We start from the raw sequence: 15,340 nt of genomic DNA, 5'->3' as shown, positions 1-15,340 counted from the left end.
ACCGGTCCTGCGCCCCGCCCGCAGGATCGCATCACTTATGCCGGCCGACCCCCTACCGCGCCGCCGCCGGAAACGCCGGCAGCCTGTCGATGTCCCGTCTGTCGTGCTGGATGATCACCGTCGCCTTCAGGTTGGTCGCCACCTCTTTGAAGCGTCCGATGGACGCCATGGTCTGCGCGCGATCGAAGTTGAAGCTGGGCAAGCCGCCGGTTTCGTAGTTCTCCCGAAAGTGCACCAGATCACCGCTGAGCAGCACCGGGCCCTTGTCCTTCAGCCGCACCAGCAGGGTGCTGTGGCCGGGTGTGTGGCCGGGCGCGCGCAGCACCACGACGCTGCCGTCGCCGAAGACATCCTTGTCGGCGGTCAGCGGCTCGACCTTGCGGCCTTCCGCGATCCACTGCTTGAAGCCGGCGGCATTAGCGCCACCGGCCGGCGGATTGGCCGTGACGCCGTCCCAATCAGGCTTGCCGATCAGCAGCGTGGCGCTGGTGAAAGGCGCGAGCTGGCCAGTGTGGTCGCCGTGGAAGTGGCTGATGCCCACGTACTTCACCTGCTCGGGCGTGACCTTGACCTGCGCCAGATAGTCGGCGAGGCCGGTCTTCGGTGCATTCGCGTTGGAGCCCGGCGCAAAGCCCGTGTCCCACACCATGTAGGCGTCACCGTTCTTGATGAGGTAGCAGCTGTACGTGAAGGTCAGGTTCAGCCCGGGAAACGCGAACGTGTCCGAGAACCGCTCGTTGACCACTGTGGGCTTTTCGGCGGTGCCACAGTCGATGCGCCAGAGCGCCACATCGGCTTGCGCCCACGCACCTGTGCTGATGAATGCACTGGCACCGAGCACCAGCCAGCTGAAGACTTTTCTCAAGGCAAATCCCCTCTGTGTAAATGAAGACCACCATCACGGCGCGAAATCATAGGGCTGCATGGCGTCCGGGTGCGATGCCCACACGGACCCAATGGGCGCCGCGCCATCCACGGCATGCCCTGATCTTGTTCTGCGCCGCGGGCGACACAGCCGCGCGAACCGCCTGGTCACAATCCAGACGCCACTTCCCCAACACCAACCCGGAGACAACACATGTTCAGCCACATCATGGTCGGTACCAACGACATCGAACGCTCGAAGCGCTTCTACGACGCGGTACTCGGCGTACTCGGCGCAGGTGAGCCGGCCCGCAACCAGGCGGCCACCGGCCACACGCGCCTGTTCTATCGCCACGACGGCGTTGCCTTCTGCGTCAGCGAGCCGATCAACGACGACGCCGCAACCTGCGGCAACGGCAGCACCATCGGATTCAAGTGCAGTTCCCCCGAACAGGTCGTCAAGTTCCACGACACGGCGGTGGCCCACGGCGGCACGTCCATCGAGCAGCCGCCCGGCCCGCGCGGTGCGGACGCCGGTGCCCTGTATCTGGCGTATGTCCGCGACCCCGACGGGAACAAGCTGTGTGCGCTCCACAGGCCAGCCGCGCCGCGCTGATCTGGCCTTTGGGTCCGGATGGGCTTGACCAGCAGCAGGTGGGGGCGTTGACCGGCGTTGCGCCATGAGCTCCCTCGAACGCTTCGTCGATGCCCAGCAGCGCGACTACGCGCGCGCCCTGGCCGAACTCGCCGCCGGCCGCAAGCGCAGCCATTGGATCTGGTACATCCTGCCGCAGCTGAGCGCGCTGGGCCGCAGCCAGATGGCGCGCGACTACGGGATCGAGGGCCGCGCAGAGGCCGTCGCCTACATGGCGCACCCGGTCCTGGGGCCGCGGCTGGTCGAGTGTGTCGATACGATCCTGCGCCACACCGATCGCACTGCGGTCGAGATCCTGGGCGATGTGGACGCGATGAAGTTCCGCTCCTGCCTCACCCTGTTTGCGCAAGCGGCGCCCACCGAGCCGTGCTTCCAGAAAGCCCTGGCCGCGTTCTACGGCGGGCAGGCAGATACGCAGACGTTGCGTCTGCTGCAGTAGTCGATCCGCAGCCTTCGCCGCCCTATGATTGGCCGGGCTGCGCCGGTCCGGCGCGCCACCCCCACATTCAACCCGTCAACGAGGAACACGAAATGGCCAAGGGCGAACAGCGAAGCAACAAGATGGCGAAGAAGCCGAAAAAGGACAACTCCCCACCGCCGAGCGCTCCCGGCACATCGGATCGGCCCATGCCGCCGACCACGGCGGTGCAGCCAAAGGGCAAGCTGAAGAACAAGTTGTAGGGCGCGAGGCGCGCCGCCGGCCGGTCTGCCCGCACAGCCCGGCGCTCCCCGCTCAAACGCCGTACGGCCATGACCAGCAAGAGTTCTTCGGTTTTCCCCCGCGCGCCTGCCGCGCGGCGCCGCAGCAGGCGGCTGCAAAAAAAGCTCCGCGTGGGTGAATTCCAGGAGCACGGGTTTGCCGCGAGTTTTCGTCTGGCCGAATCGTTGACCTCGAAGGAACAGGACGACTTCTGGTCGGCGTTCATCAGCGACCTGATCGAAGCGCGCGGCCTGGTTTTCGGTGGCAGCGAGGATGGCTACATTGCCAAGTCCGGCCGCGGCTCTGCGACGGAAGAGGACCGGACTGCGGTCTCCATCTGGCTGCAGGGCCGTGCCGGCGTTGAGCACATCACCGTCAGCGCCCTCGACGACGCCTGGTACGGGCACGCGCAAGCGACGCCTGACGCACAACCCTGAGGTACACGCCCATGCCCGCACCGACCCCAGCCGTGACCACCGAGATGCTCCAGGCGTTTGCCGACGCCTGGAACCGGCACGACGTCGACGCGCTCATGTCGTTCATGGGCGAGGACTGTGTCTTCGAAGCCTCCGCTGGGCCCGATGTCTGCGGGACGCGCTACGCCGGCCGAGACGCAGTGCGCGCCAGTTTTTCCGAGGTGTGGGCGACGTTCCCGGATGCCCACTGGGGCGGCGCCCGGCACTTTGTTCAAGGCGACCGGGGCGTCTCGGAGTGGACTTTCACCGGAACCCGCCACGACGGCACGCGCGTCGAGGTGCACGGCTGTGATGTCTTCACATTCGCGGGCGACAAGATCGCGCTCAAGAACTCGTATCGCAAGAATCGCCAGCCCGCCGCCAAGTGAGCGCGTTCGCGCCCGCATTCTTGGAGAGCGCTTCACCCAGTACACCCAAGGAGACCCCATGAACGCCCGCGCCACCTTCACCCGCATGGAACACAGCACCCAACAGGACTGGGCGCTGATCGTCCCCGAAGCCATGCAGATGGCCAAGTCTTTGCCCGACCGCGTGCTGGCCCACCTGCGCCTGCTCGATGGCGACTTCGGCGGCTTTCCCGTCGACCGGCTCACGCACAGTTTGCAGACCGCCACGCTGGCGATGCGCGATGGTCGCGACGAGGAATACATCGTCTGCGCGCTGTTGCACGACATCGGTGACACGCTGGGCAGCTACAACCACCCGGACATCGCGGCCGCGATCCTGAAGCCGTTCGTGAGCGAGGCCAATCTCTGGATGATCCAGAACCACGGCATCTTCCAGGGCTACAACTTCTTCCACCACATCGGCATGGACCGCAACATGCGCGACATGTTCAAGAGCAGCCCGCATTTCGAGCGGACGGCGGAGTTCATCGCGCTGTACGACAACCCGGCGTTCGACCCGGCTGCCGAGACCTTGCCGCTGGAGGCGTTCGAGCCGATGGTGCGGCGCCTCATGGCCGCACCGAAGAACAGCGTCTACAAGGCGGCGATGGAGCAGAAGGCGGCGCGGTAGCCGTTCGACCGCGCTCCCACGGCGCGACCCACATTGCCCCGCCCCCCATTTCCGGCCGAAGGCGGCTGCACTTGCCGCACCGTGCGCTACCGCCTGCAGTCGCGCCCGCTGTTCGTGCACTGCTGCCATTGCCGCTGGTGCCAGCGCGAAAGCGGCGGGGCGTTCGCGCTCAACGCGATGATCGAGAGCGACAACGTCGTCCACCTGGGCGCCGCGCCGGAATTCATCCTCACGCCCTCGGCCAGCGGGCTCGGCCAATCGATCGCGCGCTGCCCGCAGTGTCAGGTGGCCGTGTGGAGCCACTACGCCGGCGCCGGCCCGGTCGTGAGCTTTGTGCGCGTAGGCACGCTCGACGATCCCGATCTGTGCCCGCCGGACATCCACATCTTCACCGCGTCCAAACAGCCCTGGGTGCAACTGGCCCCCGATGTGCCAGCCGTGCCGGAATACTACGACCGCGAGCAGTTCTGGCCGCCGGAAAGCCTCGAGCGGCGCGCGGCGCTGCTGCCGGCCATCGCCGCCTACCAGGCAACGCGCGCAGCGTGACGCCTGGCATGCGCCGGAGCGTTCATGCGATTCCGCGATTTTTCCAACTCTGTATCGAGGTTCGTATGAAATCCAGACCCATGCAGGCGTTCGCTGCGGTGAACGTGCTCGCCACGCCGGGCAAAGTGCTGGCGCGGGCGCCTGTTGTGTCGCGGGCGCGGCGTGCTGCATCGGGATGCCCTGCTGCATGTAGGCCAGTGGGCTGAACAGCCCTACGGCCCGGGCCCGGTCTTTCGCAAGAGAGGCCGGGCCTTGTTGCTTGTTTCAGCGGGCGTGGCCTGCATTCGCGGCGCCTGCAACGCCTGCACCAGCGCGGCCCGCTCGCGGGGCCTGGCGCGCACGCCCTGGGCCACCCACTCGGCGCGCGCCAGCGCGGCGCCGTCGCCCTCGGCCCAGCGCTGCGCCTCGGCCTGCGGGTTGTGCAGCAGGGCGGCCATCCACACGGCCTGGGCCGGTGACAGGCGCTGTGCGCTGCGGCCGAAGTAGTGCTGTGCGGCGGACTCGGCGCCGCAGATGCCGGCACCCCAGGGCGCGTTGTCCAGGTACAGCTGCAGGATGCGGGCCTTGCCCAGCGTCTGCTCCATCTCCACGGCGTACATCAGCTCGCGCAGCTTGCGGCTGGCACTGCGCGCGTCGCCGGTGACCAGGCGCTTGGCCAGCTGCTGGGTGAGCGTGCTGGCGCCACGGCGCACGCCGCCGTGCTGCCGGTTGGCGCCCAGGGCGGCCTGCAGTTCGCGCAGGTCATAGCCGGGGTGTTCAAAGAAGCGCTGGTCTTCGGCTGCCAGCACGGCGCGGGTCAGCCAGTCGCTGCGGCGCAGGCCGGCGGGCGGGCCGCAGCTGGTGCCGGCATGGGCCAGTGCGGCGGTGCCCAGGCCCTCGACGGTCATGCCCTCGACCTGCGGCGACAGGTGCAGCGGGCCGGATGGCAGCGTCGCATCGACCTGCAGCGCCAGCGTTCCGCCGATGCGTGCCTGGCCCCGCTCAGGCAGTTGCGGGGCCAGCACGGCGTAGACGTCGGCGATCGGCGTGGCGGCCATCCGCAGCTGCAGCGCCAGGCCGCCGCCGTGCAGGCGGGCGCTGAACCAGGCCTGAAGCGTCGGCCCGTGCGCGGCGCCGGTGCCGGCGCGCAGAAGGCCGTGCAGCACCTCGACATCGCGGAACACCGCGAGCGTCAACTGCGGCACCGCCAGGGCTTCGCTGCCCAGGGCGGGGACGGGCACGCGGCAAGGTGCGCACTGCAGGTGCAGGCTGCCGTCTGCGGCCATCCACTGCAGCTGCACCGGCCCCCAGCGCGTCTGCACGCGCCGGCCGTCCAGCCAGTAGGCGAACGCCGGCGTGGTGGCCAGCCGCAACAGCGTGGGCACGCCGACCTCGGGCCGCCACGGGCCGATGCGCACGGGCACCGCCCACTCGCCCGGCTGCGGCGCCACCATGCGCAGGGCCAGCCAGGCGCTGAGGGGCAGCAGCAGCACGATCGTCAGCAGCCCCCACAGGGCGGTGCGCAACAGGTGGGCCGTGCGGGAGGCAGCAGGGCCCTTGTGCCGCGCACTGCCGTGCCGAGCGCCCTCGGGTGGCCGGGCCGCGCTCACCACACCGCCTGCGCAGGGACGGCTTGTGCCGTGGTCACCGCCAGCCACGGGCCGGTGGACCGGCCGCCGACCGCCGCCCAATACCAGGCCGAGGTGTCGGTAAACGCCTGGCCCTGCACGTCCGTGATGCGCTCGCAGACCCGCAGCGCCGTACCGCCAGCGCGCGTCGCGGTGAAGCAGCGCCAGCGGCGTTGCCGGGCATCGTCTTCAAGGCGAATGTCGGCCACGCGGTAGCCCAGCGCGCGGTAGCAGTCCACCGCCGGGTGCAGCATGCGCGTGGGCGCGGTGACGTGGCGCATGACCAGCACGTGGCGCTCGTCGGTCAGCCGCGCCAGTGCGCCGGGGAAGTGGCGCGCGAAGCGCTGCTCCACCGCGCTCAGGGCCAGCGGCCGCAGCGGCGCGCCGTCCCATTGCGTGGGCCATTCCCAAGCGGATGTGGACGCCGGCTGCGGTGCCGGTGGCCAGCCCGCCTGGGCCACGGCCCAGACGGCGCACAGCAGCAGCGTGGCGGCAAAGGCGCTCTTGTGCAGCACGCGCTGCACGAAGCGGTTGGCGAACAGCGTTTCAAGCCGGGTGGGCATGGCGGACTCCAGCAGCGTGACGAGGCGGTGTGTGCAGTGGCACGGGCCGCTGCATCCACAGCGCGATGGCGCCGCACACGGCCGCCAGCACTGCCAGCCCCAGCGCCTCGTGGCCCCAGGCCGGCAGCGGCTGGCTGGCGCCCTCGGCCGCCACCAGCAGGCTGTTGCGCAGCACGTTGCCCGCCAGCACGGCCAGGCCGACGACCGGCAGCCGCGCCAGCACCGTGCGGTCGCGCTGCCGCGCCCACAGCGCCACGGCACACGCGGTGCAGTAGCCCAGCCAGACCATCTGCACGCCCGAGCAGGGCGCATCCACGATGACCAGCCGGCCGTCCACCAGCAGCGTGCTGCCTTCGCGCCAGACCGTGAAGAAGGGCGCCAGCAGCCACCGTGAGGCCTCGGCCGTGAGCACGCGCAGCGGGTAGCCGGCATAGAACTGCAGCGAGGACAGCAGCGGCAACGCCAGCACCGCGAGCCCCAGCACCGGCGTGGCCGCCACGTGGCGCGGCAGAAAGGCCAGCAGGGCCGATGCGAGCGCCAGCACGGCCAGCAGGCTGCTGACAAGCGGCGGCAGCGGGCCGCGCAACAGCGTGGCTGCGATGGTCAGCAACGTGGCCCCACCCAGCCACGTGAGCGCGGGCGAGGCACGCAGTGCGCGGCGGTGCACGGTCACCAGGGCGGCGAGGCCGGCCAGCGCCAGCAGGCCCAGCGGGTCGTCCGAGCCATCGGCCAGGCGGCGTGCCATCCAGGCCCAGGTCGGCAGCAGCACCAGCGCCTGCAGCGCGAGCCAGCCCCAGGCGGGCAGCCTGTCGAGCGCGATGCCCCAGCGCACGAAATGCGGGTTGCGGATCAGGCTGTGCGCGGTCAGGGGGCGTCCTTCGCCCTGGCGGTCTGCGGTGCGGGCTTGCCTGGGGCGGCTCGGCGTGGCGTGCGCGGGGGTTCCTGCGCACTGCGTGCCGCGGTGTTGAGCACCTTGGGGTGGCCCGGCGGTGCTCATGATGTGAACCTCTGCACGCGGTTGCGGCGTGCGCGCCGGTGCAGCATCGCCAGCATCGACAGCACCAGGAACACGGCGCCCAACGTCTCGGGCTCGGGCGTGCTGGGCACTTCAGCCCCGGCGATGACCGTGGCGGTCTCGCCCACGGCCAGCGCTCTCACGCCCTGGGGCAGCGGCTGGGGCTGCTGCACGCCCACGCTGCCGGCCGGGTCCAGGTTGCGCACCACCTGGTCCACGGCGATGAAGCTGGTGTAGGGCGTCAGCAGCGCATGGCGCAGGCCCAGTTGCGTGATGGCGGCCCGGTAGGCATCGCCGCCTTCCAGCGCCTCCTGGTCGCCCAGCGCAGCGATGCGGTGGCGCGCCCACAGTGCGGGAAGGGCTGCGCCGTCGCCCGGCTGCGTGGTCGGCACGGCCACGGCCTGCTGCCAGGGGCCGGCGGCGGTGTGGCCCTGCACCAGCATGCGGCCCTGCGGCTGGCCGCGCCACTTGCCGAACACCAGCACCGGGCGTTCGCCCAGCACGTCGGGCTGCACGGCGGGCTCCAGGTCATACACGTCCAGCCCTTCGAAGCGCAGCTGCACGCTGGTCAGCACGGGCGACTCGACCATGCGCCGAAAGCGCGCGGCCTGCTCGGGCGCCTGCACCGGGTCGGTGATGATGAAGGGCTCGCCGCGCCCCGCGCGCGCCAGGCCTTCGAGCAGCGCGCGGTTCACCGACGAGCCGATGCCGAACGCGAACAGGTTGGCCTGGTCCAGGTGCTTGCGCACCAGCGCGAAGGCTTCTGCTTCGACCGTCACATAGCCGTCGGTCACCACCACGATGGTGCGGGCCACATCGGGCGCCTTGGGCTCGGCGTAGACGCGGCGCAGCGCGGGGATCAGTTCGGTGCCGCCGCCGCCCTGGGTCTGGCCCAGCGTGGCCAGCGCACGGTCGATGTTGGCTTGCGTGGCCGGCACCGATTGCGGCGCCAGCATGCGGCTGCTGCCCGAGAACAGCAGCACGTTGAAGCGGTCGCTCGGCCGCAGGCCGCCGATCAAGCGCTGCAGCATGGCCTTGGCCGTATCCAGCGGAAAGCCGTGCATGGAGCCCGAGATGTCAACCACGAAGATGTACTCGCGCGGCGCGATCTGCGTGGCGGCCACGGCCCGGGGCGGCTGCACCAGCGCGAGGAAGAAGTTCTCGGCGCCCGGCCCCTGGCCTTGCGACAGCATCAGGCCTGCGGCCAGCGCGTCACCGTCCAGCCGGTAGCCCAGTACGAAGTCGCGGTCGTTGGCCGGCCCCGCGCCACCCGCCAGGCGCACCGTGGCGCGGGTAGCGTGTTCGCCGGCCTGCTCCACCTCGATGGCATGGGTGTGCGAGCGGATGTCGTGGATGGCCAGCGGTGCGTCCAGCGTGGCCTGCAGCGTGAACGCGCTGGCCGGTGCCTCGCCCTGGCGCAGCGTGGGCTGCGCGGCCCACGCGTTGCGGCCGTCGGGGGTGCCGGCGCCGGCATAGCGCGGGCCCACGACGGTGGGGAACACGAACTCGTAGCGCCCGCCATCGGGCAGCAGCAGCTCGGTGTAGCGCAGCTCCACCTGCACGTCGTCGCCGGGCAGGATGTTCGCCACGCGCATCTGGAACACGTTGGGCCGGTGCTGTTCCAGCAGCGCGGCGGTCTTGCCTTTCTGCCTGGCGGTGGCGAACTCGATGCGGGCCTGCTGCTTCTCGCGGATCTGCGCCGTCACCACGCGGTCGGCCAGGCGCACCTGCATGCCGCCCACGGCAGCGCGCGTGGAGCCGGGGAACACATAGTCGGCCTCGATGGCGCGGGTGCCTTCGTTGCGGTAGTGCTGCACCACGCGCACCTCGGCGATCACGCCGGCCACGTGCACATCGACGGTGGTGCGCTTGAGCGGCAGCGCGTCCACGCCCGGCGTGCCGCCGCGCACGGAGAAGTAGGGGCTCTCAGTCTGCTGGCGCGGTCCGTCGTCGGCGCGTGGCTGCGCGGCGAGTGGGCGGTGCAACAGGGCGGCGGCCAAGGCGAAGGCGGCCATGGCGAGCCAGCGCCCGAGGGCGCTGCGTGGAAGGAGGGGAGGGGCGTTCACGTGGGGTCCGCTGAAGGTGGCCGTGCGACGGTGCACAGCAGGCACTGTGTTCGGCCCATGCGAAGCGCGTGCGAAGTGAAGGCGCCCGTGTGAAGTCCGTATGAAGTCCCGGTGCGGGCCGGCTGGTGCCAGCACGGGCCGGCGCGTCTTGAGGTGACGCTGAACAAGTCCCGCGAGTGCGCGCGCCGCATGGACTGGTTCTGCGTTGCCTTAAGCCAAATCCAAGGTTGTGGTGCCAAGATGCGCAGGCGCCGCGACGACTGTCTGCGGTGTGCCACAGCGCAAGGAGATCGATGGTGAACGAACACGCAAGAGTTGAAGCATCCGCAACCCAGCCCGCAGTGGCCATGGGGCACGCGGCCCCAGGGCTGCAGGCGCCCAGCGTGGCAACGGCCGTGGCCTCGGTCTGCGCCGCGCTGTGCCTGGGGGCGGTGGTGTGGTCCACCTATGCCGCGTTCGACCAGCACGGCTTCGACCTGCAACAGTCGGTGCTGCGTCCCATGGGCGCGCTGGCGACGGTACGCGCGGCGCCTCCACCGGCCCAACCGGAGGCCGCCGTCCTCGCGCATGCGCAGGGGCACGACCCCGGGCACGTTGCGCGATGAGGGGCGCTGTTCGCCGCCACATCGAGGGCCACCGCACGGCGCGCATCGGCTGGCTGCGGGCCTCCGTGCTGGGTGCCAACGACGGCATCGTCTCCACCGCCAGCCTGATCGTCGGCGTGGCCGCGGCCAGTGCCAGCCACGACAGCGTGCTCACGACCGGCCTGGCCGGCCTGGTGGCGGGCGCCATGTCCATGGCGGCGGGCGAGTACGTCTCCGTGCATTCCCAGGCCGACACCGAGCAGGCCGACCTGGCGCGCGAGCGCCGCGAGCTGGCCGATGACCCCGCCGCCGAACTGCGTGAACTCACCGCCCTCTACGTGGGGCGCGGCCTGCCGTACGCACTGGCGACCCAGGTGGCCCAGCAGCTGACGGCGCACGACGCGCTGGGCGCGCATGCGCGCGACGAGCTCGGCATCTCGGACGCGCTGAGTGCGCGGCCGCTGCAGGCGGCTGCGGCGTCGGCGGCCAGTTTCGCGGTCGGCGCGGCCTTGCCGCTGGCGGTGGCCTGGCTGGCCGCAGGCCCGGCGCTCCTGTACTGGGTGGCGGCAAGCTCGACGCTGTTGCTCGCGTTGCTCGGCATGTTGTCCGCCCGTGCCGGGGGCGCGCCCATGCTGCCGGCTGCGTGGCGCGTCACACTGTGGGGCGCGCTGGCCATGGCGGTGACGGCAGGGGCGGGCGTTCTGTTCTCAGCCGTCGGATGAGCTGCGGCTGGATCAGGTGTGCGAGAAGTGCCCGGCGGGTCGGGCGGATCGGGGTGCGATGCGTTTGTTGATCGTGGAAGACGATGTGCTGCTGGGCGACGCCCTGGCCACTGGCCTGCGTCAAAGGGGCCATGCGGTGGACTGGTTCGGCGACGGTGCCCAGGCTGACGCGGCGCTGGCCGGCGCGGCCTTCGACGCCGTGGTGCTCGACCTCGGCCTGCCGCGCGGCGACGGCATGGAGTGGCTGCGGCGCTGGCGTGGGCGCGGGCTCAAGCTGCCGCTCTTGATCCTCACCGCGCGCGACGGGGTCGAGCAGCGCATCGAAGGGTTGGACGCCGGGGCCGACGACTACCTGGTCAAACCCATCACCATCGACGAGCTGGCCGCGCGGCTGCGTGCGCTGGTGCGGCGCTCCGCAGGCCAGGCCCAGGCCGCCTGGCAGCACGGCGCGCTGGAATACGACCCTGCGACCAAGGTGGTGCGCTGGAAGGGCGCGCGGGTCGAGCTGACCGGGCGCGAGCTGGCGCTGCTGGAGGCGCTGCTCGGCCAGTCGCAGCGCGTGCTGTCCAAGGCGCATCTGCTGGAGAAGCTCTACGACTGGAGCGGCACCGAGCCGGAGAGCAATGCACTCGAGGTGCACATCCACCACCTGCGGCGCAAGATCGACCCGAACATCGTGCGCACCGTGCGCGGCGTGGGCTACGCCCTGGGCTCGGGCGAGGCCGCAGCGTGAGCGCAGTGCCAGGTCGGCAAGCGCGCATCCGCCCGGCCGGACGGGCCGGCAGCCGCAGGGTGCGGCCGTGAGCCTGCAGCGCCGCCTCCTGCTGTATCTGCTGGTCTGCGCGCCGCTGGTCTGGGGCGTGGCACTGTACTTTTCCGTCAGCCGTGCCCGGCTGGAGGTCAATGAACTGTTCGACGCCGAGCTCATCCGCCTGGCGCGCCAGGTGCAGGCCACGTTGGGCGCCGGTCTGTCGCTGCAGACGCCGCTGCTGCCAGCCGCGCCGCTGGAAGGCGCCAGCGATGCGGGCGCAGCCGATGTGCACGACCTGGCCGTGGCGGTGTGGGAGCGCGGGGGCCAGCTGGTGCTGTTCGACCGCGAGGGCGTCGAGCTGCCCTACCGGCCCAACCGCAGCGGCTTTGTCAACGAAGACGTGCAGGGCAGCGCCTGGCGCGTGTACTACCTGCAGTCTTTCGATGGCCGCTGGCTGGTGGCGTCCGGTCAGCGTGTCTACGAGCGTGACGAGCTGGTGTATGGGCTGACCATGTCGCAGGTCGTGCCGTGGCTGCTGGTGCTGCCGGTCCTGCTGGTGGCCATGGCGTGGGCGGTGCGACGCGCGCTGGCGCCCATGGCCCAGTTCACGCAGGAGCTGCGCCAACGGCCCGCCGGCGCCCTGCAGCCACTGGACGAAGCGCGGGCGCCGGCCGAGCTCAAGCCGCTGCTGGGCGCGATGAATGGCCTGTTCGCCCGCATCGACCAGCTGCTGGTGCGCGAACGGCAGTTCACCGCCGATGCCGCCCATGAGCTGCGCACGCCGCTGGCGGTGCTGAGCGCGCAATGGGATGTGGTGCGCCGCTCCGGCAACCCGGCTGAACGCGCCCAGGCCGAGGCCAAGCTCAGCGCCGGCCTGGACCGCCTGGGCCGCCTGGTCACGCAGATGCTGGCGCTGTCGCGCGTCGAATCGGGCGCCGCGCCCGCTCTGCGCGAGGTGCAGTGGACGCCCATCGTCGAGCTGGCCATGGGCGATTGCCTGGCGCTGGCCGAGCGCCGCAACATCGAGCTGGCCTGCGAATGGCCGCCCGCCGGCCGGCACCCGCTGCCGTTGCTGGGTGACGCCCACCTGCTCACCGTGCTGCTGCGCAATCTGCTGGACAACGCGGTGCGTTATGCGCCCATGGGCACGCCGGTGTTGCTGCGCATCCTGCCCGAGCGCATCGAGGTGCAGAACCAGGGGCCGGCGCTCACGGCCGAGCAGCTGGGGCGGCTGGGCGAGCGTTTCTACCGGCCCGACGGCCAGCAGGAGATCGGCAGCGGCCTGGGTGTCTCCATCGTGCGGCGCATCGCAGAACTGCACGGCCTGGACCTGCGCTTCGGCACGCTGGCGGATGGCACCGGCGTGCAGGTGGAGCTGCGCTTCGGCACGGCGCCGCGCTGAGCGCCACCCTTTCCGTTACTTGGCCCGGGCCTTCGCCAGCAGCTCGCGCGCTTCCTCGCGCCGGCCGGTGTCGGCCACCTGGCGGCCGGGGCGTGCGGGCGCCTGCAGTGCACGTTCCAGATAGGCCACGGCCTGCTGCGCCTGCTTGGTTTCCACCAGGTATTCGCCGTAGAAGAAGTTGGGGTCGATGCCGTTGGGGTTCAGCGCCAGCGCCTTTTGCAGCAGGTCCTTGGCCTTGGCCTTGTCGCCAAAGCCCACGGGCCAGCCGGGCACCTTGTAGTAGAGAACGCCCAAGCTGTTGTAGGCCGAGCCTTCCAGCGCGTTGCCGTCGATGGCGATCGCCGCCTCGTACAGCGCCCGGGCCTGCTTGACCAGCCCCAGCGCGCCCAGGCCACCTTTCTCGCCGGCCCATGAGCTGACGATGATGCCCTCCCACACCAGTGGTTCGGCGCGCCCGGGAAAGGTTTCGCTGACCTTGTGTGCCTTGGCCGAGAGGGCCTCGAAGCCCTTCTCGCGGTCGGCGGCGGGGCTCTGGTAGCGGATGCGTTCCCAGTCGTGTTGCAGCTCGGTCACGGCATCGCCGGCGGTGGCGCCCTGGGCGTGCAGCCCGGGCATCGCCAGCACGGCGACGGCGGCGGCCAGGCCGTGCAGCAGCCAGCGGCGGTGCAGGGTCAAGAGGGGGGTTTTGGGGGTCATGGAAGGCTAGTCCTTGTCGTGGTTCAAAGCGCGCCGCGCATCAGCGTGTGGTCGGCGGCGGCGGCGGGGTTGGGTGCTGATGCAGATGCAGATGCAGATGCAGATGCAGATGCAGATGCAGGTGCGGATGCGAATGCGAATGCGAATGCGGGTGCAGTCGTGGGCGCTGCGGCCGGCGCAGTGGGCGGCACGGCAGGCAGGCTCTGGCGGTGCTTGGCGAAGGCGCCATCCAGCAGCGCGGGCACCAGCCCATTGACGCGCACCGCCAGGCTTTCCGGGAAGCCGATGAAGCGCTCGGCCGCGCCGCTCTGCAGCAGCTGCAGCAGGGCCTGCGCGGCGATCTCGGGCGGGTCCATCGCGGTGCCGGTGGCCCGGTTGAAGGCGGCCACGGCGTCGGTGTTGAAGGCCGTGCGCGTGCTGCGCGGCCCCAGGTACTGCACGGCGACGCAGCTGTCGCCCAGCTCGCGGCGCAGCGACTCCGCGAAGCCGCGCAGCCCGAACTTGCTGGCGCAGTACACGCTGAAGCCGGGCAGCCCCAGGCGGCCCAGCACCGAGCCGACGAACACCACGCTGGCCTGCGCCTGCGCGCGCAGGTGCGGCAGCAGGGCCTGTGTGAGCAGCATGGGGGCCATCAGGTTGAGTTGCACCAGCTGCGCCATCTCGGCGGCGCTCAGCGCCTCGATGCGGCCGAAGCCCGGCACGCCGGCGTTGTGCACCAGCTCGTTGCAGCCCCAGGCGGCCGCAGCGTCGGCCACGGCCGGCAGGTTGTCGCTGTGCGCCAGGTCGGCCGCGTGCCAGGCGACCGGCACGGCGCTGCCGCCCGCCTGCAGCGAGCGCGCCTGGGCTGACAGCCTGGCCGGCGAGCGGCCCACCAGCATGACGGCGGCGCCGGCCTGCACCAGGGCCTGGGCGGTCGCCTGGCCGATGCCGCCCGTGGCACCCGTCAACAGCACGCGGGCATCACGCGGCTTCATGCTGCCACCGCCTGCGGCTGGCTTGCGCGCTGCACGGCTGGCAACGGCAGGCCACGGAACACGTCGCCGTAGAGCCGGTAGAAGGCGCGGGCGGCATGCACGATGTCGGCCTGGTCGCGGGGCGATTCGATCTGCTGCATCTGCAATTCGAAGTGGGCCGTGTGCTCCAGGTCCAGCGTGCCGTGCGAGCGCAGGTAGCTGAAGGCCGCGTCGGGCAAGGCGAGCGGCTTCTGGATCTGGTCGGCCGCCATCAGCGCCAGTGAGACGCTGGTGCCCTCCAGCACATGGACCATGCCGAAGAAGCCCAGCGGGTTGCGCCGCGCGATGGTGTCGTAGGCATAGGCGACCATGACCTCGGTGGCATGGCCGGGTGCGCCTTCGCGCACTGCGTCCGCATCGCCGCCGCAGGCGCGGATGTCGTCCAGGATCCACAGGTCGTGGCCTTCCTCTTCCTCGACATACTCATCCAGCGGGCCGTTCAGCCACTGCTGCGCCGGTGACAGCGCCGCCTTGCAGGCGCGCAGCAGCGGCACGGTGTGATGCACGTGGTGGTAGGCCTCGGTGAGGAAGGCGAGGTAGCTGGGCAGCGAGACCTCGCCGCGCAGGCAGCCCTGGATGATGGGCGTGCCCAGCAGGCCCATGCGGGCGTCGGCGGTCTCGTGGACCAGTCGTTGGTAGAAGTTCATGGCGGTCAGGCTCCGG

19 protein-coding genes are annotated in these 15,340 nt (G+C 70.9%); 11 read left to right on the top strand and 8 right to left on the bottom strand.

Annotation, left to right across the window (positions count from 1 at the left end; translation table 11 throughout):
- Positions 1 to 52 precede the first annotated feature (52 nt).
- On the bottom strand, positions 53 to 865 hold the full coding sequence (locus AC099J_RS13600) for an N-acyl homoserine lactonase family protein (RefSeq protein ID WP_479615790.1): 813 nt from the start codon (positions 863 to 865) through the stop codon (positions 53 to 55).
- A 213-nt stretch (positions 866 to 1,078) separates the two neighbouring features.
- On the opposite strand from AC099J_RS13600, the gene AC099J_RS13595 reads away from it, so the two are divergent.
- From AC099J_RS13595 to AC099J_RS13565, 7 genes are all read left to right on the top strand, one after another.
- Entirely contained in the window at positions 1,079 to 1,480 is a 402-nt protein-coding gene (locus tag AC099J_RS13595) for a VOC family protein (protein ID WP_479615789.1), read from the top strand.
- A 64-nt stretch (positions 1,481 to 1,544) separates the two neighbouring features.
- The gene (locus AC099J_RS13590; RefSeq protein WP_479615788.1) at positions 1,545 to 1,958 is read left to right on the top strand and encodes a DUF1810 domain-containing protein; all 414 of its coding nucleotides are present in this window, start codon (positions 1,545 to 1,547) and stop codon (positions 1,956 to 1,958) included.
- Between the two features lie 92 nt (positions 1,959 to 2,050).
- Positions 2,051 to 2,200, top strand: coding sequence for a hypothetical protein (locus tag AC099J_RS13585; protein ID WP_479615787.1), 150 nt, complete (start codon positions 2,051 to 2,053; stop codon positions 2,198 to 2,200).
- A 69-nt stretch (positions 2,201 to 2,269) separates the two neighbouring features.
- The gene (locus tag AC099J_RS13580) at positions 2,270 to 2,656 is read left to right on the top strand and encodes a YggL 50S ribosome-binding family protein (protein ID WP_479615786.1); all 387 of its coding nucleotides are present in this window, start codon (positions 2,270 to 2,272) and stop codon (positions 2,654 to 2,656) included.
- An 11-nt stretch (positions 2,657 to 2,667) separates the two neighbouring features.
- Positions 2,668 to 3,063 carry a nuclear transport factor 2 family protein gene (locus AC099J_RS13575; protein ID WP_479615785.1) on the top strand — a complete coding sequence of 132 codons (396 nt, stop codon included), beginning with the start codon at positions 2,668 to 2,670 and terminating at the stop codon, positions 3,061 to 3,063.
- Positions 3,064 to 3,121: 58 nt separating this feature from the next.
- A complete protein-coding gene (locus AC099J_RS13570) occupies positions 3,122 to 3,712 on the top strand; it encodes an HD domain-containing protein (RefSeq protein WP_479615784.1) in 591 nt (196 codons plus the stop codon).
- Positions 3,713 to 3,745: 33 nt separating this feature from the next.
- The gene (locus AC099J_RS13565) at positions 3,746 to 4,258 is read left to right on the top strand and encodes a GFA family protein (protein WP_479615783.1); all 513 of its coding nucleotides are present in this window, start codon (positions 3,746 to 3,748) and stop codon (positions 4,256 to 4,258) included.
- Positions 4,259 to 4,470: 212 nt separating this feature from the next.
- Here the strand turns inward: AC099J_RS13565 and AC099J_RS13560 are convergent, their stop codons facing one another.
- From AC099J_RS13560 to AC099J_RS13545, 4 genes are all read right to left on the bottom strand, one after another.
- Positions 4,471 to 5,763: a biosynthetic peptidoglycan transglycosylase gene (locus AC099J_RS13560; RefSeq protein ID WP_479615782.1), complete on the bottom strand. Its 1,293-nt coding sequence runs from the start codon at positions 5,761 to 5,763 to the stop codon at positions 4,471 to 4,473.
- Between the two features lie 80 nt (positions 5,764 to 5,843).
- Entirely contained in the window at positions 5,844 to 6,428 is a 585-nt protein-coding gene (locus AC099J_RS13555; RefSeq protein ID WP_479615781.1) for a hypothetical protein, read from the bottom strand.
- Positions 6,412 to 7,425, bottom strand: coding sequence for an exosortase Q (gene xrtQ, locus AC099J_RS13550; RefSeq protein ID WP_479615780.1), 1,014 nt, complete (start codon positions 7,423 to 7,425; stop codon positions 6,412 to 6,414). The genes AC099J_RS13555 and xrtQ overlap by 17 nt, the downstream gene beginning before the upstream one ends.
- Entirely contained in the window at positions 7,422 to 9,458 is a 2,037-nt protein-coding gene (locus tag AC099J_RS13545; protein WP_479615921.1) for a VIT domain-containing protein, read from the bottom strand. The genes xrtQ and AC099J_RS13545 overlap by 4 nt, the downstream gene beginning before the upstream one ends.
- A 347-nt stretch (positions 9,459 to 9,805) precedes the next feature.
- Between AC099J_RS13545 and AC099J_RS13540 the strand changes: the two genes are divergently transcribed.
- The 4 genes from AC099J_RS13540 (at position 9,806) to AC099J_RS13525 (ending at position 12,968) form a co-directional block, all read left to right on the top strand.
- Entirely contained in the window at positions 9,806 to 10,114 is a 309-nt protein-coding gene (locus tag AC099J_RS13540; protein ID WP_479615779.1) for a hypothetical protein, read from the top strand.
- Positions 10,111 to 10,815 (top strand): VIT1/CCC1 transporter family protein, encoded by a 705-nt coding sequence (locus tag AC099J_RS13535; protein ID WP_479615778.1) that lies wholly within the window; start codon positions 10,111 to 10,113, stop codon positions 10,813 to 10,815. Before AC099J_RS13540 ends, AC099J_RS13535 begins: the two co-directional genes overlap by 4 nt.
- Before the next feature lie 58 nt (positions 10,816 to 10,873).
- Positions 10,874 to 11,548 (top strand): response regulator, encoded by a 675-nt coding sequence (locus tag AC099J_RS13530; RefSeq protein WP_479615777.1) that lies wholly within the window; start codon positions 10,874 to 10,876, stop codon positions 11,546 to 11,548.
- 67 nt (positions 11,549 to 11,615) lie between these two features.
- On the top strand, positions 11,616 to 12,968 hold the full coding sequence (locus AC099J_RS13525; RefSeq protein ID WP_479615776.1) for an ATP-binding protein: 1,353 nt from the start codon (positions 11,616 to 11,618) through the stop codon (positions 12,966 to 12,968).
- A gap of 15 nt (positions 12,969 to 12,983) precedes the next feature.
- On the opposite strand, the gene AC099J_RS13520 is transcribed toward AC099J_RS13525, so the two are convergent.
- The 3 genes from AC099J_RS13520 to AC099J_RS13510 are packed head-to-tail and all read right to left on the bottom strand — an operon-like array spanning position 12,984 to position 15,324.
- On the bottom strand, positions 12,984 to 13,664 hold the full coding sequence (locus AC099J_RS13520; protein ID WP_479615775.1) for a hypothetical protein: 681 nt from the start codon (positions 13,662 to 13,664) through the stop codon (positions 12,984 to 12,986).
- A gap of 23 nt (positions 13,665 to 13,687) precedes the next feature.
- A complete protein-coding gene (locus AC099J_RS13515) occupies positions 13,688 to 14,638 on the bottom strand; it encodes an SDR family oxidoreductase (protein ID WP_479615774.1) in 951 nt (316 codons plus the stop codon).
- Entirely contained in the window at positions 14,635 to 15,324 is a 690-nt protein-coding gene (locus tag AC099J_RS13510; RefSeq protein WP_479615773.1) for a TenA family transcriptional regulator, read from the bottom strand. The genes AC099J_RS13515 and AC099J_RS13510 overlap by 4 nt, the downstream gene beginning before the upstream one ends.
- Between the last annotated feature and the right edge of the window lie 16 nt (positions 15,325 to 15,340).

This window comes from Rhodoferax sp. RT4P68, from assembly GCF_056521305.1.
Note: the sequence above shows the minus strand (reverse complement) of the source record. Positions and strands in the feature narration are given on the sequence as shown.

Excerpts from the sequence above, each read along its gene's own strand:
- AC099J_RS13545 (WP_479615921.1), bottom strand. The coding sequence starts at position 9,458 with ATGGCCGCCTTCGCCTTGGCCGCCGCCCTGTTGCACCGCCCACTCGCC.
- AC099J_RS13595 (WP_479615789.1), top strand. The coding sequence starts at position 1,079 with ATGTTCAGCCACATCATGGTCGGTACCAACGACATCGAACGCTCGAAG.
- AC099J_RS13580 (WP_479615786.1), top strand. The coding sequence starts at position 2,270 with ATGACCAGCAAGAGTTCTTCGGTTTTCCCCCGCGCGCCTGCCGCGCGG.
- AC099J_RS13515 (WP_479615774.1), bottom strand. The coding sequence starts at position 14,638 with ATGAAGCCGCGTGATGCCCGCGTGCTGTTGACGGGTGCCACGGGCGGC.
- AC099J_RS13520 (WP_479615775.1), bottom strand. The coding sequence starts at position 13,664 with ATGACCCCCAAAACCCCCCTCTTGACCCTGCACCGCCGCTGGCTGCTG.
- xrtQ (WP_479615780.1), bottom strand. The coding sequence starts at position 7,425 with ATGAGCACCGCCGGGCCACCCCAAGGTGCTCAACACCGCGGCACGCAG.
- AC099J_RS13535 (WP_479615778.1), top strand. The coding sequence starts at position 10,111 with ATGAGGGGCGCTGTTCGCCGCCACATCGAGGGCCACCGCACGGCGCGC.
- AC099J_RS13530 (WP_479615777.1), top strand. The coding sequence starts at position 10,874 with ATGCGTTTGTTGATCGTGGAAGACGATGTGCTGCTGGGCGACGCCCTG.
- AC099J_RS13510 (WP_479615773.1), bottom strand. The coding sequence starts at position 15,324 with ATGAACTTCTACCAACGACTGGTCCACGAGACCGCCGACGCCCGCATG.
- AC099J_RS13570 (WP_479615784.1), top strand. The coding sequence starts at position 3,122 with ATGAACGCCCGCGCCACCTTCACCCGCATGGAACACAGCACCCAACAG.
- AC099J_RS13575 (WP_479615785.1), top strand. The coding sequence starts at position 2,668 with ATGCCCGCACCGACCCCAGCCGTGACCACCGAGATGCTCCAGGCGTTT.
- AC099J_RS13555 (WP_479615781.1), bottom strand. The coding sequence starts at position 6,428 with ATGCCCACCCGGCTTGAAACGCTGTTCGCCAACCGCTTCGTGCAGCGC.
- AC099J_RS13585 (WP_479615787.1), top strand. The coding sequence starts at position 2,051 with ATGGCCAAGGGCGAACAGCGAAGCAACAAGATGGCGAAGAAGCCGAAA.
- AC099J_RS13590 (WP_479615788.1), top strand. The coding sequence starts at position 1,545 with ATGAGCTCCCTCGAACGCTTCGTCGATGCCCAGCAGCGCGACTACGCG.